Source organism: Escherichia sp. E2661 (assembly GCF_004745185.1).
Lineage (GTDB): Bacteria > Pseudomonadota > Gammaproteobacteria > Enterobacterales > Enterobacteriaceae > Escherichia.
The window spans coordinates 1-19,274 of sequence record NZ_PDIG01000031.1 but is presented as its reverse complement, the minus strand read 5'-3'; the positions used below and the strand labels follow the sequence as shown (position 1 = coordinate 19,274).

Here is a 19,274-nt window from a genome sequence, read left to right as displayed (position 1 = left end):
GTATGATTATTGTGCCTTAACGCCCGGTTAACCAGGCTTTTAGAAGTCGCTGTTCTGAGCTTAACGTCTGTATTAATAGAAAGGCCGCATTCTACACTACAACATTGAGGCGAGGAAATGTTCATACCGTATGGATTGTGGTATCTGGAAACGTCCTCGCATTTGTTATGCAAAATGCAACAAAGCCAGTGAAATCACTGGCTCGCGTCTTCCGAAGATGTTTCAAACCGCACAAGGCCTGGCGGCAATGCCACGCTTAAGATGATCGGTTGCCATTCAGCCCGGGCAGCAAACTTTCGCGAGTAGCCGCGCGCAATCAGGAATCCACCAACGCCACCAAGAATTGCGCCGCATAACGCCGCGATGTCTGAAGCAAAGAGTAGCTGAAATAACGAAGCAACAAGGAATAATCCCAACAGTGGCGACATATAAACCAGTAATGCGGAACTAAGCAGGCTACCTTCAGCGATTCCTAATTCCACTTTTTGCCCCGGCACTAACGGCTCATCACAGGGTACGACGATGGTATGTGTGGTTTGCGGACCAAGTTTATTCAACACGCGACTGCCGCAGCCAGCGCGGGAAGCGCAGCTGCTGCACGAGGCTTTGACATCACAACTGACCAGCGCCTGCCCGTTTTGCCAGGAGACGACGGTAGCCCACTCTTTGATCATTGTGCGGCCCCGAACTTAATGTTCTCGGCAATGCGTTTCGCCGTTTGCGGCGGTAGTTCACCAACAATAGTGATTTCCGCGTTGTCACGTATGCTGGTGCTGACTGTTCGGCGTCCGGTACGCAACATCTGATCGGTGCTCGATGGCGTCGCGCGGTTAACGTTTACCGAGAAGCTGAACAAGCCGTCTGAATAGAGACGTGATTCGATGGGCATATTGTCCATCGTGGGCAACGGGCGTCGGCTACTGGAGACTTCGCTAAACCCCTGCGGCAACCAGGTTGGAGTCCAGTTGAATTTGGCTTTTTCACCTACAGGAACAGAAAGCAGTGGCGGCAAATTTGCCTTCGCCAGCGTCTGCATACTGCTGCTGATATCCTGATTGACGTTAAAAGCAATCACGCGAAATTGTTCCAGCGTTTCACCATCGCGATCAAGGAGATCAACCCGCATCGGTAATTTCGATTCGGTGTCCATCCACACAATGTAGCTGTAGCGTGTGCCATCACGAGCAACCACGCGAATGACTTCGCAAAGACGATCAGCAATACGCGTGCGTCCCACGGAGATAAAGTCGTAGTAAGGAGAAAGGCGTTTGAAATCGGTATAAATGAGCGATGGCAGAGAATCAACAATGTAATCGCCATTAAGAGTAAACGGTTCAAGGCCCGGCTCAAAGTAGCTGATTTCATTGCCGCGCTGTACCACTTCCCGGCGCGGGCCATCCATTTGCAACAGCTGTGCAAGCGGACGGTTATCGAGGCGTGCATGTCGATAACGCAGAGACTCAACACCCTGTTTATTGATGCTGATGAATGACAGCTCGTAATTCAGTGACTGGCTGGCCAGGTTCATCTGCTGTAATAACGCCCCGGACGCGGGAGTGGCCGAGGCGTTAGCAGAGAATAACAGGCTACCTGTCACTAATGACATGGCAAACCAAAGTTGCTTCATTACTGCGATTGCGTTCCTAAAGTTTGAATTCCTGGCACCTGTACAGCGGCTTGCTGTGTTTGTGCCTGCTCAAACTGAAGCTGTTCAGAGTGGAGTCGACGTTGCAGTTCGTAATCCTGCAACATGGCATTAATGCGACGACGCTGCTCCTGTACCTGCTGCTGTTGACCATTGTTTGCGGTCGCTTCAGAAGGTACTCCCAGACTTACCGGACTGGCTTTCCCCATCATCGGCAGAGTATTAAATACCGGTGTTTCGGGCTGCTGGGACGTTTCAGATTGTCCATTATAGTGCTGGACGCCAACGATAACTGCAAGCGATACACATGCCGCTACGCCCATTTGGGTAAGCTGTGCCGCCCATGGACGTACTTTCTGCCAGAATGGCATTTTCTGCCATTGATGCGGCGCAGGCTGGGCCTCTGGGATCAATGTCGTCGGTTGACGAACGGGCTCTTCTTCAATGGCGGCCATCACGCGTGATGAAATATCGAAATGAAGCAACTCAGGAGTATCACCCCGCATAGAGTCACGGATTAAGTGATAGCTTTCCCAGGTTTTCTGCATTTCCGGGTTGTGAGCCAGTTCGTTAAGCAGCTCACTATCCAGCGTTTCGCCATCCATTAAAGCGGAAAGTTGTTCTTTCTGCATGCCTAATACCCTTATCCAGTATCCCGCTATCGTCAACGCCTGATAAGCGGTTGAACTTTGTTATCAATAGCTTCCCTCGCTCGGAAGATACGTGAACGCACCGTACCTACCGGACAATCCATGATAGCGGCTATCTCTTCATAGCTCAGGCCATCCAGCTCCCGCAAGGTTATTGCCATGCGTAAATCTTCCGGGAGGGACTCAATAGTTCGGAAAACTATCTGTCTCAGTTCTTCTGACAACATTAAGTTCTCAGGGTTCGAAATTTCTTTCAACGCGCCGCCACTTTCGAAGTTTTCTGCTTCAATGGCATCCACATCACTGGAAGGTGGACGACGCCCCTGAGCAACCAGGTAATTTTTCGCTGTATTTACAGCAATCCGATACAGCCATGTATAAAAAGCACTATCTCCCCGGAACGAATCCAGCGCACGATAGGCTTTAATAAAAGCTTCTTGTACCACATCGGGAACATCACCCGACGGCACATAGCGGGAAACCAGACTCGCCACTTTATGCTGATAGCGCACTACCAGTAAGTTAAAAGCTTTCTGATCTCCCTTCTGGACCCGTTCAACCAGGACCTGGTCCGTTAACTGCTCGCTCATCCGAGGTAAAGTCTCCCCAAACCAAATTTCCACGCGCTATCGAAACGCCACTCCATTAGCTGCAATTTGAGCAAGCAAAACGTTAGAGTGTCTCGTTTTTGTAAAGTTCCGTAACGCATCTGTTTTTGTTTGTCATGCTGTAGACGGATCATTATCTATCATTATAAGTCTACAGAATCTGAACATCGCATTATCTGTGTAGAAATGCCCATTTAACTGCCTGAAGAGTACCCCAACGGCCTTTTTATTTCACCACCTAATCCTCCGCCAGCAAGCAACTTCTCTTTTTTCCACCGTCCAGGATCTCCCTGTTTAGCCATTGTAACAAATATTAAAATAGCAGGTGTTTAATTACACAATGTGATGCTATGCTGACCAAACCGTGTTTAGTAAATTAAACAAACAAAATGAATACTCTTCCTGAACATTCTTGTGATGTGCTGATTATCGGTAGCGGCGCAGCCGGGCTTTCACTGGCACTACGTCTGGCTGACCAGCATCAGGTCATCGTTCTTAGCAAAGGCCCGGTAACGGAAGGCTCAACATTTTATGCCCAGGGCGGAATCGCCGCCGTGTTTGATGAAACTGACAGCATTGACTCGCATGTGGAAGATACATTAATTGCTGGCGCCGGTATTTGCGATCGCCATGCGGTTGAGTTTGTCGCCAGCAACGCGCGTTCCTGCGTGCAATGGCTAATCGATCAGGGAGTGTTGTTTGATACCCATGTGCAGCCAAATGGCGAAGAAAGCTATCATCTGACTCGTGAAGGTGGGCATAGTCACCGTCGTATTCTTCATGCTGCCGATGCCACTGGTAGAGAAGTAGAAACCACGCTGGTGAGCAAGGCGCAGAACCATCCGAATATTCGAGTGCTGGAACGCAGCAATGCGGTTGATCTGATCGTTTCTGACAAGATTGGTCTGCCTGGAACGCGACGGGTTGTCGGCGCGTGGGTGTGGAACCGTAATAAAGAAACCGTGGAAACTTACCATGCTAAAGCGGTGGTGCTGGCAACTGGCGGTGCGTCGAAGGTTTATCAGTACACCACCAATCCGGATATTTCTTCTGGCGATGGCATTGCTATGGCGTGGCGCGCAGGCTGCCGGGTTGCCAATCTCGAATTTAATCAGTTTCACCCTACCGCGCTGTACCATCCACAGGCACGGAATTTCCTGTTAACGGAAGCCTTACGCGGCGAAGGCGCTTATTTGAAACGCCCGGACGGCACACGTTTTATGCCTGATTTTGATGATCGCGGCGAACTGGCCCCACGCGATATTGTCGCCCGCGCCATTGACCATGAGATGAAACGCCACGGCGCGGATTGTATGTTCCTTGATATCAGCCATAAGCCCGCCGAATTTATTCGCCAGCATTTCCCGATGATCTATGAAAAGTTGCTCGGGTTGGGTATTGACCTCACGAAAGAACCGGTGCCGATTGTGCCTGCTGCGCACTATACCTGCGGCGGCGTAATGGTTGACGATCATGGACGTACGGACGTTGATGGCCTGTATGCCATTGGCGAAGTGAGTTATACGGGCTTACATGGTGCTAACCGCATGGCCTCTAACTCCTTGCTGGAGTGTCTGGTCTATGGCTGGTCGGCAGCGGAAGATATTACAAAACGTATGCCTTATGCGCGTGGCGTCAGTACGTTACCGCCGTGGGATGAAAGCCGTGTTGAGAATCCTGACGAACTGGTGGTGATTCAACATAACTGGCACGAGTTACGCCTGTTTATGTGGGATTACGTCGGCATTGTGCGCACAACAAAACGTCTTGAGCGCGCTCTGCGGCGTATCAATATGTTGCAACAGGAAATAGACGAATATTACGCACACTTCCGCGTATCAAATAATTTGCTGGAACTGCGTAATCTGGTGCAGGTTGCCGAGTTGATTGTTCGCTGTGCAATGATGCGTAAGGAAAGTCGGGGGTTGCATTTCACGCTGGATTATCCGGAACTGCTCACGCATTCCGGTCCATCGATCCTTTCCCCCGTCAATCATTACATAAATAGATAAAAAGCCTGGGTCAGCGCCGTATACGCTTCGGAATAGTTCTGGTCTGGCCCACGAATGACTAAGCGATCGCAAAAGCACTCCCCCGCCAGTGGGGAGAATGCCAGCAGCACCCGATGCGGCAATCGCGCTTCGTTTTCTGCCACATCCGTTCGCAAACGTAAATGCCACCCCATGCTTAATGCCAGCTCCGTAAAACTATTACCGATTTGCTCTGGCAACACCACGCAGAAAAATCCCTCTTCGGTAATGCACTCTGCCGCGCAAGTCAGCAAGGATTGATGATCCAGCGTGGTGGTATAGCGCGCCTGTTCCCGCTGCGGTGTCGCACACTCCACTCCCTGCTGATAATACGGCGGGTTGCTGATGATTAAATCGAAGCGTGCTGTCTGCTGTGTGATCCACTGCTGAATATCTGCCGTATGGACATTAATCCGCTCTGCCCACGGAGACTGGTTAATATTCTCCTGCGCCTGAGCTGCAGCTTCACTTTCCAGTTCAACTGCATCAATCATCACGCTGTCATCGGTTCGCTGCGCCAGCATCAGTGCCAACAACCCGCTACCAGTGCCGATATCAAGGCAGCGTTTTACCCCTGCCACCGGAGCCCATGCGCCAAGCAAAATTCCATCCGTTCCCACTTTCATCGCACATCGTTCGTGGCCGACAAAAAACTGTTTAAAAGTAAATCCATTACGACGAAGCACGGATGTAGACTGTGACATGTAAATAAAACCTTGCTGAAAAAACGGCGATAGCACCGGGTAAGAACAATACCTGAGAAGCGATATCCATACAAACAGATGAAGATTGCAGCCGTAACGTCTATAATCAGCGCCCCACACAGAGGTAGAACATGACTGTAACGACTTTTTCCGAACTTGAACTCGACGAAAGCCTGCTGGAAGCCCTCCAGGATAAAGGTTTCACTCGCCCGACCGCCATTCAGGCTGCCGCCATTCCGCCTGCGCTCGATGGCCGTGATGTACTCGGTTCTGCGCCGACAGGCACCGGTAAAACGGCGGCGTATCTGCTGCCAGCGTTGCAGCACCTGCTCGATTTCCCACGTAAGAAATCCGGTCCGCCGCGTATTTTGATCCTCACCCCAACTCGCGAGCTGGCGATGCAGGTGGCCGATCATGCCCGCGAACTGGCGAAACATACGCATCTGGATATCGCCACTATCACCGGCGGCGTGGCCTATATGAACCACGCAGAAGTTTTCAGCGAAAACCAGGACATCGTGGTCGCCACGACCGGACGTCTGCTGCAATACATAAAAGAAGAGAACTTCGATTGCCGCGCAGTTGAAACGCTGATCCTCGACGAAGCTGACCGGATGCTGGATATGGGCTTCGCTCAGGATATCGAGCATATTGCTGGCGAAACGCGCTGGCGTAAACAGACCCTGCTCTTTTCCGCAACGCTGGAAGGCGATGCGATTCAGGATTTTGCCGAGCGTCTGCTGGAAGATCCGGTGGAAGTTTCTGCGAATCCGTCTACCCGTGAGCGCAAAAAAATTCATCAGTGGTATTACCGCGCCGATGATCTTGAGCATAAAACCGCATTGCTGGTGCATCTGTTAAAACAGCCTGAAGCGACTCGCTCAATCGTATTTGTGCGTAAGCGTGAGCGTGTGCATGAGCTGGCAAACTGGTTGCGCGAAGCAGGCATCAACAACTGCTATCTCGAAGGTGAGATGGTACAAGGCAAGCGTAATGAAGCGATTAAACGCCTGACCGAAGGTCGCGTTAACGTGCTGGTTGCAACCGACGTTGCCGCACGCGGTATTGACATTCCTGATGTCAGCCACGTCTTTAACTTCGATATGCCGCGCAGTGGCGATACTTATTTGCACCGTATCGGGCGTACCGCGCGCGCCGGTCGTAAAGGCACCGCAATTTCGCTGGTGGAAGCTCATGACCATCTGCTGCTGGGCAAAGTTGGCCGTTACATTGAAGAGCCGATTAAAGCTCGCGTAATTGATGAGTTACGCCCGAAAACGCGTGCGCCAAGCGAGAAGCAGACCGGCAAGCCATCGAAGAAAGTACTGGCAAAACGCGCCGAGAAGAAAAAAGCTAAAGAGAAAGAGAAGCCGCGGGTGAAAAAAACGCCATCGCGATACCAAAAATATAGGTAAGCGCCGTAAACCAAGCGGAACGGGCGTGCCACCGCAAACAACAGAAGAGTAATCATAATGCCGGGTTTAAGTCCGGCATTTTTTTATCCAGCCACAAAACACTCTTCAACACACTGAATAAAAGTGTGCATCGCCGGGCTAACCGCTTTTCCAGCATGGTGTGCGCACATTGCCGTAATGGTCTGCGACTGTTCGCCAAAAGGCAATTCAATTAATTCTCCGCTCTCAAGCTCTTTTGCCACCGCAAAGCGGGGCAAGTAACTGACACCGATATTCGCCGCGACACAACGTTTGATGCTTTCGATACTTATAAGCTCAATGGTGTTTTCCACCGTGATCCGCCGCTGGCGCAGCGTGCTCTCAAATATCTGCCGGAAGACACATTGCGGTTCGTTGATAATAAAGCTACAGGCGTTATGTCTTCCCGACTCAGTAAAATCGACATCTGCAATTTGCGGTGAAGCCACCAGCACCAGCGATTGTTCACCCAACTCACGTCGGTTCAGTGCATCATCATTCCCTACGCGATAAAAGATGCCGACATCGGCCTCATCATTCAGTAGTGCATCACGAATAACGTAACAGTTCAGTGACTGCAATGATAAACGCACTTTTGGTGCGCGTTGCCGAAAACGCTGCAACACCTGCGGCATTCGGTAAGAGAGCAACGTTTCGCCCGAAACAACGCGCAGTTCTCCGTCCGGATCCGACTCTTTTTTGGCAGCTTCACGAAGTGTATCCATCACTCTGGTGAGTTCATAGATGTGCGGAAGCAGCTTTTTGCCTTCGCGAGTGAGGCACATCCGTCGACCAATTTTCTCAAACAACTGGACCGAGAACTCCTGTTCAAGCTGCTGAATATGAAAAGTCACCGTCGACTGTGTGCAACACAATTTTTGCGAAGCTCGCAAAAAAGAACCCTCTTCCACCACGGTTTTTAGGGTAATAAAACGGCGCAGATCCATAATCCCAAACCTATCGAAAATATCGAATTTAGAATGTGAAAACATTCATTTTTTTAAATGTTTTGTGTCGGGTACTGTCTACCAAAACAGAGGAGATAACAAGTGACACCGACCCTTTTAAGTGCTTTTTGGACCTACACCCTGATTACTGCCCTCACGCCAGGACCAAACAATATTCTCGCCCTTAGTTCTGCCACGTCGCATGGGTTTCGTCAGAGTACCCGCGTACTGGCGGGGATGAGTCTGGGATTTTTTAATCGTCATGCTACTGTGCGCGGGAATTTCGTTTTCACTGGCTGTTATTGACCCGGCAGCAGTGCATCTGTTGAGTTGGGCGGGGGCGGCATATATTGTCTGGCTGGCGTGGAAAATCGCTACCAGCCCAACAAAGGAAGACGGGCTTCAGGCAAAACCGATCAGCTTTTGGGCAAGCTTTGCGCTACAGTTTGTGAACGTCAAAATCATTTTGTACGGCATTACGGCACTATCGACGTTTGTCCTGCCGCAAACGCAGGCGTTAAGTTGGGTGGTTGGCGTCAGCGTTTTGCTGGCAATGATTGGGACGTTTGGCAATGTGTGCTGGGCGCTGGCGGGGCATCTGTTTCAGCGATTGTTTCGCCAGTATGGTCGCCAATTAAATATCGTGCTGGCGCTGCTGCTGGTCTATTGTGCGGTACGCATTTTCTATTAATGAAAAAAAGCGGAAGAGGTCGCCCTCTTCCGCTTAGTAACTTGCTACTTAAGCCTTACAGGCTTTCAGTAAAGGTACGAGCGATAACGTCGCGCTGCTGTTCCGGAGTCAGAGAGTTAAAGCGAACTGCATAACCGGATACACGGATGGTCAGCTGCGGATATTTTTCCGGATGCTTAACTGCATCTTCCAGAGTTTCACGACGCAGAACGTTTACGTTCAGGTGCTGACCACCTTCTACGCGAACTTCTGGTTTAACTTCTACTGGAACTTCACGGTACTCAATGTCACCCAGTTTGCTTACTGCAACCACTTCGTCTTCTGCAAAACCTGCTTTCGCAACGATGCAACGCGCTTCGCCTTTTTCGCTGTCCAGCAGCCAGAAAGAGTTCAGCAGATCGTCGTTAGCGGCTTTAGTAATCTGGATACCTGTAATCATGTGATGCCTCCCCGGCAAAATTATTTGATTTGTTCAGCCTGTCGCGGCCAATTGGTAAAACCATTGTTGCTTGAGTGTATATATACTCCTCAAAGACCCCTGATTCTTTGATTTAAATCAAATAAAAACACACACCAAGTGTAGCAGCAAGTGGATTTTATTGTTTTACATCAACTTATGCGGGTGTGAAATTTTACCAATTTACATTTTTTTACAGTCGATTATGTCTATAAAATGAGCTTGATTTTGTTCTGTAGAAAGAAGCAGTTAAGCTAGGCGGATTGAAGATTCGCAGGAGAGCGAGATGGCTAACGAATTAACCTGGCATGACGTGCTGGCTGAAGAGAAGCAACAACCCTATTTTCTTAATACCCTTCAGACCGTCGCCAGCGAGCGGCAATCCGGCATCACTATCTATCCGCCACAAAAAGATGTCTTTAACGCCTTTCGTTTTACCGAGTTAGGCGATGTCAAAGTTGTGATTCTCGGCCAGGATCCTTATCACGGCCCCGGACAGGCTCACGGCCTGGCGTTTTCTGTTCGCCCCGGTATCCCCACTCCGCCATCATTACTGAATATGTATAAAGAGCTGGAAAACACCGTTCCAGGCTTTACCCGCCCGGCGCATGGCTATCTCGAAAGCTGGGCGCGTCAGGGTGTTCTGCTGCTCAATACCGTATTGACGGTACGCGCAGGTCAGGCGCATTCCCACGCCAGCCTCGGTTGGGAGATATTTACTGATAAAGTCATCAGCCTCATAAATCAGCATCGCGAAGGCGTGGTGTTTTTGTTGTGGGGATCTCATGCGCAAAAGAAAGGGGCGATTATAGATAAGCAACGCCATCACGTACTGAAAGCACCGCATCCGTCACCGCTTTCTGCGCATCGTGGATTCTTTGGCTGTAACCATTTTGTGCTGGCAAATCAGTGGCTGGAACAACGTGGCGAGACGCCGATTGACTGGATGCCAGTATTACCGGCAGAGAGTGAGTAAATTAGCGGGAAAATGCCGGATGGCAGAGTTGCCACCCGGCTGATTTATCAGGCTTTATTCTGACGCCACCATTCGCCAAGCAGAACGCCAGTTGCGACAGAAATATTCAGTCCAGCAACGTTGCCAGTACCGTCAATCTTCACGCGCAAATCGTTCGGATCGCGTGCGGCATCCGGTAACCCTTCATATTCCTGCCCCAGCACCAGCACCATTTTTTCTGGCAGACTGGTTTTGAACAGCGGTTTACCTTGCTCGCTGGAAGTGGTCACCACGGTGTAGCCCGCCTGACGGAAATCATCCAACACGTCAACAATGTTGTCGCCAGTAATCGGCTGAACGTGCTCTGCGCCGCCTTCTGCGGTACGGATAGCCGCACCAGACTCCAGCAGTGCCGCATCCTGCACCACAACGCCTTTCACGCCGAAGTGCGCGCAGCTACGCATCATGCCACCCAGGTTATGCGGGTTAGATTCGTTTTCCAGCGCCAGTACACAATCCTGCGCGCCTGCCTGGCTTACCCACTGCTGCACGGTTGTACCGTTACGCTTTTTGATCAGGAAGCACACGCCGCCGTGATGTTCCGTGCCTGACGCTTTTGTCAGTTCCGCTTCATCCACCACATGGTACGCTTTGCGGTTTGCCGCCATCCAGCGCAATGCTTCTTTAAAACGTGGCGTTACGCTCTGGATAAACCAGGCGCGAACAATTGCTTCCGGACGGCTCTGGAACAGTGCCTGACATGCGTTTTCGCCGTAGACGCGGGTTTCTTCCGCACGCTGACGACGCAACACTTCCGGATCAATAAAACTTTTACCACTGATGCCACCGTGATCGGCCTTTTCCGGCGCATCATCACCAGGCGCGCGGGAAACTGTGCGCCACGGCGACTCTTCCCACTTGCGGTCACGGGGCTGACTCTGTTTGTCATCGCGGGCGGGGCGACGGCCACCGTCGGCACGAGATTTTCCTGGACGCCCGCCCCCTTTCCCGGTACGCGGGTTATGGGTACGTTTATCAGAATCATCATCACTGCGGACATACATCACTTTGACCTTGCCGCTTTTACCTTTCATTTCATCGTTCATGCTTTTCTCCACCAGCGCTGCGCGAAGCGCGCAGATTACCCGAAGTGCGCGCGGTTCGCCATGATTTCGTTCCAAAGCCTGCGTCTATCATACCCATTGAATAAAACAGATTGTTGTCTGGAACAATGTCCCCGATAATATGTAACATATTAGAAACATACCGGCGTCGTTGCCGATAAGTCTCCTTACTCATCCCGAGGTTAGTTATGAATACCGTTTGTACCCATTGTCAGGCCATCAATCGCATTCCCGACGATCGGATCGAAGATGCGGCAAAATGCGGACGCTGCGGTCACGACTTGTTTGACGGAGAGGTGATTAATGCGACCGGTGAAACGCTCGACAAATTGCTGAAAGATGATCTACCTGTGGTGATCGACTTCTGGGCGCCGTGGTGCGGCCCCTGCCGTAACTTCGCGCCAATTTTTGAAGATGTTGCGCAAGAGCGTAGCGGTAAAGTGCGCTTTGTGAAAGTGAATACCGAAGCTGAACGTGAATTAAGCAGCCGCTTTGGTATTCGCAGTATTCCGACGATCATGATTTTCAAAAACGGTCAGGTTGTCGACATGCTTAATGGCGCAGTGCCGAAAGCGCCGTTCGATAGCTGGTTGAACGAATCTCTTTAATCTTACCGGGGCGCATCTTGTGCCCCGTTTTCTCCTCTGCGACAATGGCGTTTTTTCGACGCTCTCTTATGACCGAAAACGCTGTTCTCCAGTTACGCGCCGAACGTATTGCGCGCGCAACACGTCCTTTTCTTGCCCGCGGTAATCGCGTTCGTCGCTGCCAACGCTGTCTTTTGCCAGAGAAATTATGTCTCTGTTCGACAATCACGCCAGCGGAAGCAAAAAGTCGCTTCTGTTTGCTGATGTTCGACACCGAGCCAATGAAGCCAAGTAACACCGGGCGTCTGATTGCTGATATTTTGCCTGATACCGTTGCGTTTCAATGGTCGCGTACCGAACCCTCGCAAGATTTGCTGGATCTGGTACAAAACCCGAACTATCAGCCAATGGTGGTCTTTCCCGCCTCATATGCTGATGAGCAACGGGAAGTGATCTTCACCCCGCCTTCCGGTAAGCCACCGCTGTTTATCATGCTCGATGGCACCTGGCCGGAAGCGCGCAAGATGTTTCGTAAAAGTCCGTATCTGGATAATCTCCCCGTCATTTCCGTCGATCTTTCCCGGCTTTCTGCCTATCGCCTGCGTGAAGCCCAGGCTGAAGGCCAATATTGTACCGCTGAAGTGGCTATCGCACTTTTAGATATGGCGGGCGATACCGGGGCTGCGGCCAGCTTAGGCGAGCATTTCACTCGCTTTAAAACACGCTATCTGGTAGGAAAAACGCAACATCTGGGTAGCATCACAGCAGAACAGTTAGAAAGCGTTTAAAATCATTCGGTCACTTCTGCGGGAGACCGGTATGAGTCAGCGAGGACTGGAAGCACTACTGCGACCAAAATCGATTGCGGTAATTGGCGCATCGATGAAACCCAATCGCGCAGGTTACCTGATGATGCGTAACCTGCTGGCGGGAGGCTTTAACGGACCGGTGTTACCGGTGACGCCGGCCTGGAAAGCGGTACAAGGCGTACTGGCCTGGCCGGATATCGCCAGTCTGCCCTTTACGCCCGACCTTGCTGTGCTGTGTACCAATGCCAGCCGCAATCTGGCGCTTCTGGAAGAACTCGGCGAAAAAGGCTGTAAAACCTGCATTATTCTTTCTGCCCCGGCATCGCAACACGAAGATCTCCGAGCCTGCGCCCAGCGTCATAACATGCGCCTGCTTGGACCAAACAGTCTGGGATTACTGGCGCCGTGGCAAGGTCTGAATGCCAGCTTTTCGCCCGTACCAATTAAGCGCGGCAAGCTGGCGTTTATTTCGCAATCGGCTGCCGTCTCCAACACCATCCTCGACTGGGCGCAACAGCGTGAGATGGGGTTTTCCTACTTTATTGCGCTCGGCGACAGCCTGGATATCGACGTTGATGAATTGCTCGACTATCTGGCGCGCGACAGTAAAACCAGCGCCATCCTGCTCTATCTCGAACAGTTAAGCGACGCGCGACGCTTTGTTTCGGCGGCCCGTAGTGCGTCGCGTAATAAACCGATTCTGGTAATTAAAAGCGGACGTAGCCCGGCAGCACAGCGACTGCTCAACACGACGGCAGGAATGGACCCGGCATGGGATGCAGCTATTCAGCGTGCCGGTTTATTACGAGTGCAGGACACTCACGAACTGTTTTCGGCAGTGGAAACCCTTAGCCATATGCGCCCATTGCGTGGTGACCGACTGATGATTATCAGCAACGGTGCAGCGCCCGCTGCGCTGGCGCTGGATGCCTTATGGTCACGCAATGGCAAGCTGGCAACGCTAAGCGAAGAAACCTCTCAGAAACTACGCAATGCGCTGCCAGAACATGTAGTAATCTCTAACCCGCTCGATCTGCGCGATGACGCCAGCAGTGAGCAATATATTAAAACGCTGGATATTCTGCTCCACAGCCAGGATTTTGATGCGCTGATGGTTATTCATTCGCCCAGTGCTGCTGCTCCCGCCACAGAAAGCGCACTGGCATTAATTGAAGCGGTAAAGCATCACCCTCGCAGCAAGTATGTCTCTCTGCTGACGAACTGGTGCGGCGAACACTCCTCGCAAGAGGCACGACGATTATTCAGCGAAGCCGGGCTGCCGACCTACCGCACCCCGGAAGGAACCATCACCGCTTTTATGCACATGGTGGAGTACCGACGTAACCAGAAGCAACTACGCGAAACGCCGGCACTGCCCAGCAATCTGACCTCTAATACCGCAGAAGCGCATCTTCTGTTGCAACAGGCGATTGCCGAAGGGGCAACATCACTCGATACCCATGAAGTACAGCCAATCCTGCAAGCGTATGGCATGAACACGCTTCCCACCTGGATTGCCAGCGATAGTACCGAAGCGGTGCATATTGCTGAACAGATTGGTTATCCGGTGGCGCTGAAATTACGCTCGCCGGATATTCCACATAAATCGGAAGTTCAAGGTGTCATGCTCTACCTGCGTACAGCCAATGAAGTCCAGCAAGCCGCGAACGCTATTTTCGATCGCGTAAAAATGGCCTGGCCGCAGGCGCGGATCCACGGTCTGCTGGTGCAAAGTATGGCTAACCGTGCTGGCGCCCAGGAGTTGCGGGTAGTGGTCGAGCAGGATCCCGTTTTCGGACCGTTGATCATGCTGGGTGAAGGCGGTGTGGAGTGGCGTCCAGAAGATCAAGCCGTCGTCGCATTACCGCCGCTGAACATGAACCTGGCCCGTTATCTGGTCATTCAGGGAATAAAAAGTAAAAAGATTCGTGCGCGCAGTGCACTGCGTCCATTGGATGTTACAGGCTTGAGCCAGCTTCTGGTGCAGGTTTCCAACTTGATTGTCGATTGCCCGGAAATTCAGCGTCTGGATATTCATCCTTTGCTGGCTTCTGGCAGTGAATTTACCGCGCTGGATGTCACGCTGGATATCGCGCCGTTTGAAGGCGATAGCGAGAGTCGGCTGGCAGTGCGCCCGTACCCACATCAGCTGGAAGAGTGGGTGGAATTGAAAAATGGCGAACGCTGCTTGTTTCGCCCGATTTTGCCAGAAGATGAGCCACAGCTTCAGCGATTCATTTCACGAGTCACCAAAGAAGATCTTTATTATCGCTACTTTAGCGAGATCAACGAATTCACCCATGAAGATTTAGCTAACATGACGCAGATCGACTACGATCGTGAAATGGCGTTTGTGGCGGTACGACGAATTGATCAAACGGAAGAGATCCTCGGCGTCACGCGTGCGATTTCCGATCCTGATAACATCGATGCCGAATTTGCTGTACTGGTTCGCTCGGATCTCAAAGGGTTAGGCTTAGGTCGACGCTTAATGGAAAAGTTGATTACCTATACGCGAGATCACGGACTGCAACGTCTGAATGGTATTACGATGCCAAACAATCGTGGCATGGTGGCGCTGGCCCGCAAGCTCGGGTTTAACGTCGATATCCAGCTCGAAGAGGGGATCGTTGGGCTTACGCTAAATCTTGCCCAGCGCGAGGAATCATGAGTAAGGTACTGGAAATGTTGACCACTTAATCGGGACTGGTGTTATTATTGCCCGCTTATGTCGTCTGCATTGCACAGAGGACCCTTCAATGAACAGAGAAGAAATGCACTGTGATGTTGTCAAAATTTAAGCGTAATAAACATCAACAACACCTTGCCCAACTACCCAAGATTTCTCAATCAGTTGATGATGTCGATTTCTTTTACGCTCCCGCCGACTTCCGGGAGACGCTGCTGGAAAAAATAGCCAGCGCGAAGCAGCGCATTTGCATTGTCGCCCTGTATCTCGAACAGGATGATGGTGGCAAAGGCATTCTGAGCGCACTATATGAGGCTAAACGGCAGCGTCCGGAACTGGATGTGCGGGTGCTGGTCGACTGGCATCGTGCGCAACGTGGACGCATTGGCGCTGCGGCATCTAACACTAATGCTGACTGGTACTGCCGCATGGCGCAGGAAAATCCGGGCGTAGATGTTCCGGTTTATGGCGTACCCATCAATACCCGTGAAGCCCTGGGCGTTCTGCATTTTAAAGGCTTTATCATCGACGATAGCGTACTTTATAGCGGTGCCAGCCTGAACGATGTTTATTTGCATCAGCACGATAAATACCGTTACGACCGTTACCATCTGATTCGTAACCGCAAGATGTCAGACATTATGTTTGAATGGGTTACGCAGAATATTATGAATGGTCGCGGTGTTAACCGTCTGGATGATGAACATCGCCCAAAAAGCCCGGAAATCAAGAACGACATTCGCCTGTTCCGCCAGGAGTTGCGTGATGCCGCTTATCATTTCCAGGGAGATGCCGACAACGATCAACTTTCCGTTACGCCGTTGGTGGGTCTGGGGAAATCGAGTCTGTTGAACAAGACCATTTTCCATCTGATGCCCTGTGCAGAACAGAAACTGACTATCTGTACGCCATACTTCAACCTGCCGGCAATCCTGGTGCGCAATATCATCCAGTTGCTGCGTGAAGGGAAAAAGGTCGAAATTATCGTTGGTGATAAAACCGCGAACGACTTCTACATTCCGGAAGATGAACCATTCAAGATAATTGGCGCGTTGCCTTATCTTTATGAGATTAATTTGCGTCGCTTCCTGAGTCGTTTGCAGTATTACGTCAATACTGACCAGTTAGTGGTCCGTTTGTGGAAAGATGACGATAATACTTATCACCTGAAAGGAATGTGGGTTGATGATAAGTGGATGCTGATAACCGGTAATAACCTGAATCCACGCGCCTGGCGTCTGGATCTGGAAAACGCCATTTTGATCCACGATCCACAACTGGAGCTTGCTCCACAGCGAGAGAAAGAACTGGAGCTGATCCGCGAGCATACCACCATTGTTAAGCACTACCGCGATCTGCAAAGTATTGCCGATTATCCGGTAAAGGTTCGCAAACTTATCCGCCGTTTGCGCCGCATCCGCATCGACCGATTAATTAGCCGTATCCTGTAATCTGAACCCCGTCCTGTACGGGGTTTGTTTTTTGGAGGCCGCGTTGCGTATTCTTTTTATCTGTTTGCTATTGTTACTTTCTGGTTGCAGCCACATGGCTAACGATAGCTGGCAGGGGCAGGATAAAGCTCAACACTTTATCGCCTCGGCGATGCTTTCCGCCGCAGGAAATGAATACGCGCAACATCAGGGGATGAGTCGCGACCGCAGCGCGATGTTCGGGCTGATGTTCTCTGTAGGGCTGGGAGCGTCAAAAGAGCTTTGGGATAGCCGCCCAGAGGGGAGCGGCTGGAGCTGGAAGGATTTTGCCTGGGATATCGCCGGTGCAACTACCGGCTATACCGTCTGGCAAATAGCGCATCACTAAAGACGCATCCCCTTCCCTTTGCGGTGCAGCATCAAAGAAACTAGAAACGCTACCACGGCCATCAATGTCACATACCAGAAGAATGCCGTTTCCATTCCTATCGATTTCAGCGACAACGCTACGTACTCCGCCGAACCACCAAATATAGCATTGGCGACCGCATATGACAGACCAACACCTAATGCGCGAACCTGTGCCGGGAACATCTCAGCCTTCAGTATTCCACTGATTGATGTATAAAAACTCACTATCAGCAGGGCGCACATCACCAGACCAAAAGCGGCATAAGGAGAGGAGACGTTCTGCAATGCTGATAGTATGGGGACGGTAAAAATAGCGGCCAAAGAGCCAAAGCATAACATTGAGGTTCGGCGTCCAATCTTATCTGACAGCGCGCCAATGAACGGTTGAATGAGCATAAATACAAACAATGCCGCAGTCATAATGCCGCTTGCCACGTTGGCGTGCATTCCCGCAGTATTCACCAGATATTTCTGCATATAGGTGGTAAAGGTATAGAAACAAAGAGAACCCGCAGCAGTGAAGCCGAGAACCATGATGAATGCACGGCGATTGCGCCATAACCCTTTCATTGAACCCGCTTCTTTTAAAGCGCGCGTTTCTTGTTGCGAAGTTTCATCTAATTGACGGCGTAACCATAATGCTACAACGGCTAACACTGCTCCTAACGCAAAAGGAATGCGCCATCCCCACTCTCTGAGAGCAGAATCTTCCATAGTATGTTGTAGAACAACCACCACCAGTAAGGCCAGCAACTGACCGCCAATTAGCGTGACATATTGGAACGAAGCATAGAACCCTTTGCGCCCTTCAACAGCAACTTCACTCATATAGGTTGCGCTGGTGCCATATTCTCCACCAACGGATAATCCCTGGAATAAACGCGCGAGAAGCAATAATGCCGGAGCCCAGGTACCGATAGTTTCATAACCTGGGAGGCAGGCGATAACCAGAGATCCGAAACACATCATACACACCGATAACAACATTGATTTTTTACGACCATGTTTATCGGCTATGCGTCCAAATAGCCAGCCACCGATTGGACGCATCAGAAAGCCCGCAGCAAAAACACCGGCTGTTTGCAATAATTGAGTGGTAGTGTTACCAGAAGGGAAGAAGATGTGGGCGAAGTAGAGGGAACAGAATGAGTAGACATAAAAATCGAACCACTCGACCAGATTACCTGAAGAGGCCCCTACTATTGCCCAGATGCGGCGACGAGTATCACTACTTGTCAGTTTGCCGTCTGCCGTTACAGTGCTTTCTGCCATGCCAATATTTCTCCTGCCATAATCCGATGCTTTTGTCGGCCAATGTTGTTTATTATTTAGTAAGACGAATGTTATACATTTGTTACTGATGTTTATGCAACCATAACTGCGAATTTAGTTAGCAGGGGAATGATTATTCTGGATGACCAGGAAGGATTTCAGGTGAGGTTGTCGTATGGAAATGGGCGAGCATCTGGCGTATACAAGGGAATGATAGGGTTTTTATTTCTTAGTCAGAACCACATCAGGTGGTTTTTACTGCCTACGCTATTCAGGACGGACGACAGATAAAACAAAAGGCCCAGTCTTCCGACTGAGCCTTTTGTTTTATTTGATGCCTGGCAGTTCCCTACTCTCGCATGGGGAAACCCCACACTACCATCGGCGCTACGGCGTTTCACTTCTGAGTTCGGCATGGGGTCAGGTGGGACCACCGCGCTAAGGCCGCCAGGCAAATTCTGTTTTATCAACACGTCCTGTTCTGACCTGTCGATTTAATCTGTATCAAGCTTACTTATTGATGTCTCATCCGCCAAAACATCTTCGGCGTTGTAAGGTTAAGCCTCACGGTTCATTAGTACCGGTTAGCTCAACGCATCGCTGCGCTTACACACCCGGCCTATCAACGTCGTCGTCTTCAACGTTCCTTCAGGAGACTTAAAGTCTCAGGGAGAACTCATCGTCGGGGCAAGTTTCGTGTCTTAGATGCTTTCAGCACTTATCTCTTCCGCATTTAGCTACCGGGCAGTGCCATTGGCATGACAACCCGAACACCAGTGATGCGTCCACGTNCGNTACGTACGNGAGCATCGATCGATGACAGCTACGTACG

At 50.9% G+C, this 19,274-nt stretch carries 17 protein-coding genes, 2 rRNA genes and 2 pseudogenes; 9 read left to right on the top strand and 12 right to left on the bottom strand.

All coding sequences use genetic code 11. The annotated features are described in order from the left end of the window. Positions 1-194: 194 nt before the first annotated feature. Genes rseC through rseD form a run of 5 tightly spaced genes read right to left on the bottom strand, consistent with a single transcriptional unit; the run spans position 195 to position 3,037 of the window. Positions 195-674 carry a SoxR-reducing system protein RseC gene (gene rseC, locus CRI63_RS15255; protein WP_130214671.1) on the bottom strand — a complete coding sequence of 160 codons (480 nt, stop codon included), beginning with the start codon at positions 672-674 and terminating at the stop codon, positions 195-197. Further along, positions 671-1,627 carry a sigma-E factor regulatory protein RseB gene (gene rseB / locus CRI63_RS15250; RefSeq protein ID WP_064526144.1) on the bottom strand — a complete coding sequence of 319 codons (957 nt, stop codon included), beginning with the start codon at positions 1,625-1,627 and terminating at the stop codon, positions 671-673. Before rseB ends, rseC begins: the two co-directional genes overlap by 4 nt. After that, positions 1,627-2,277 carry an anti-sigma-E factor RseA gene (gene rseA / locus CRI63_RS15245; RefSeq protein ID WP_130214673.1) on the bottom strand — a complete coding sequence of 217 codons (651 nt, stop codon included), beginning with the start codon at positions 2,275-2,277 and terminating at the stop codon, positions 1,627-1,629. The genes rseB and rseA overlap by 1 nt, the downstream gene beginning before the upstream one ends. A gap of 32 nt (positions 2,278-2,309) precedes the next feature. Continuing rightward, a complete protein-coding gene (rpoE, locus tag CRI63_RS15240) occupies positions 2,310-2,885 on the bottom strand; it encodes an RNA polymerase sigma factor RpoE (protein ID WP_001295364.1) in 576 nt (191 codons plus the stop codon). Further along, on the bottom strand, positions 2,882-3,037 hold the full coding sequence (gene rseD, locus CRI63_RS15235; RefSeq protein WP_064526141.1) for a rpoE leader peptide RseD: 156 nt from the start codon (positions 3,035-3,037) through the stop codon (positions 2,882-2,884). The genes rpoE and rseD overlap by 4 nt, the downstream gene beginning before the upstream one ends. Positions 3,038-3,292: 255 nt before the next feature. Here rseD and nadB point away from each other — a divergent pair, with 255 nt between their 5' ends. Further along, positions 3,293-4,915 carry an L-aspartate oxidase gene (gene nadB / locus CRI63_RS15230; RefSeq protein ID WP_130214675.1) on the top strand — a complete coding sequence of 541 codons (1,623 nt, stop codon included), beginning with the start codon at positions 3,293-3,295 and terminating at the stop codon, positions 4,913-4,915. Here nadB and trmN read toward each other — a convergent pair. Further along, entirely contained in the window at positions 4,900-5,637 is a 738-nt protein-coding gene (gene trmN, locus CRI63_RS15225; RefSeq protein WP_130214677.1) for a tRNA(1)(Val) (adenine(37)-N(6))-methyltransferase TrmN, read from the bottom strand. The two genes, nadB and trmN, sit on opposite strands and share 16 nt — an antisense overlap. A gap of 131 nt (positions 5,638-5,768) precedes the next feature. Between trmN and srmB the strand changes: the two are divergent. Beyond that, positions 5,769-7,104 (top strand): annotated as a pseudogene (gene srmB / locus CRI63_RS15215) (ATP-dependent RNA helicase SrmB). Positions 7,105-7,135: 31 nt separating this feature from the next. On the opposite strand, the gene CRI63_RS15210 reads toward srmB, so the two are convergent. Continuing rightward, entirely contained in the window at positions 7,136-8,017 is an 882-nt protein-coding gene (locus tag CRI63_RS15210; protein ID WP_130258852.1) for a LysR family transcriptional regulator, read from the bottom strand. Positions 8,018-8,119: 102 nt separating this feature from the next. On the opposite strand from CRI63_RS15210, the pseudogene eamB reads away from it, so the two are divergent. Then, positions 8,120-8,708 (top strand): annotated as a pseudogene (gene eamB / locus CRI63_RS15205) (cysteine/O-acetylserine transporter). A 55-nt stretch (positions 8,709-8,763) separates the two neighbouring features. On the opposite strand, the gene grcA reads toward eamB, so the two are convergent. Next, positions 8,764-9,147: an autonomous glycyl radical cofactor GrcA gene (gene grcA / locus CRI63_RS15200; protein WP_000627804.1), complete on the bottom strand. Its 384-nt coding sequence runs from the start codon at positions 9,145-9,147 to the stop codon at positions 8,764-8,766. A 304-nt stretch (positions 9,148-9,451) separates the two neighbouring features. Here grcA and ung point away from each other — a divergent pair, with 304 nt between their 5' ends. Then, entirely contained in the window at positions 9,452-10,141 is a 690-nt protein-coding gene (gene ung, locus CRI63_RS15195) for a uracil-DNA glycosylase (protein WP_135520010.1), read from the top strand. A 47-nt stretch (positions 10,142-10,188) separates the two neighbouring features. Here ung and CRI63_RS15190 read toward each other — a convergent pair whose 3' ends face one another. After that, a complete protein-coding gene (locus CRI63_RS15190; RefSeq protein ID WP_130222059.1) occupies positions 10,189-11,226 on the bottom strand; it encodes a tRNA/rRNA methyltransferase in 1,038 nt (345 codons plus the stop codon). 206 nt (positions 11,227-11,432) lie between these two features. Between CRI63_RS15190 and trxC the strand changes: the two genes are divergently transcribed. From trxC to CRI63_RS15165, 5 genes are all read left to right on the top strand, one after another. Further along, positions 11,433-11,852 carry a thioredoxin TrxC gene (gene trxC / locus CRI63_RS15185; protein ID WP_001098726.1) on the top strand — a complete coding sequence of 140 codons (420 nt, stop codon included), beginning with the start codon at positions 11,433-11,435 and terminating at the stop codon, positions 11,850-11,852. A 68-nt stretch (positions 11,853-11,920) separates the two neighbouring features. Continuing rightward, positions 11,921-12,619, top strand: a complete 699-nt coding sequence (gene tapT / locus CRI63_RS15180; RefSeq protein WP_130258850.1) for a tRNA-uridine aminocarboxypropyltransferase — start codon at positions 11,921-11,923, stop codon at positions 12,617-12,619. A 31-nt stretch (positions 12,620-12,650) separates the two neighbouring features. After that, complete coding sequence (gene pat / locus CRI63_RS15175) at positions 12,651-15,311, top strand: protein lysine acetyltransferase (RefSeq protein ID WP_135520008.1); 2,661 nt, start codon at positions 12,651-12,653, stop codon at positions 15,309-15,311. Positions 15,312-15,424: 113 nt separating this feature from the next. Continuing rightward, positions 15,425-16,780, top strand: a complete 1,356-nt coding sequence (gene pssA, locus CRI63_RS15170; protein ID WP_130214694.1) for a CDP-diacylglycerol--serine O-phosphatidyltransferase — start codon at positions 15,425-15,427, stop codon at positions 16,778-16,780. Positions 16,781-16,823: 43 nt separating this feature from the next. Continuing rightward, the gene (locus CRI63_RS15165) at positions 16,824-17,147 is read left to right on the top strand and encodes a YfiM family lipoprotein (protein WP_130214696.1); all 324 of its coding nucleotides are present in this window, start codon (positions 16,824-16,826) and stop codon (positions 17,145-17,147) included. On the opposite strand, the gene kgtP is transcribed toward CRI63_RS15165, so the two are convergent. The 3 genes from kgtP to CRI63_RS24110 form a co-directional block, all read right to left on the bottom strand. Further along, positions 17,144-18,442, bottom strand: coding sequence for an alpha-ketoglutarate permease (kgtP, locus tag CRI63_RS15160; RefSeq protein ID WP_130222062.1), 1,299 nt, complete (start codon positions 18,440-18,442; stop codon positions 17,144-17,146). The two genes, CRI63_RS15165 and kgtP, sit on opposite strands and share 4 nt — an antisense overlap. A gap of 336 nt (positions 18,443-18,778) precedes the next feature. After that, a 5S ribosomal RNA gene (rrf, locus tag CRI63_RS15155) occupies positions 18,779-18,894 on the bottom strand. A gap of 101 nt (positions 18,895-18,995) precedes the next feature. After that, positions 18,996-19,274 (bottom strand): 23S ribosomal RNA (locus CRI63_RS24110); the annotation flags it as partial.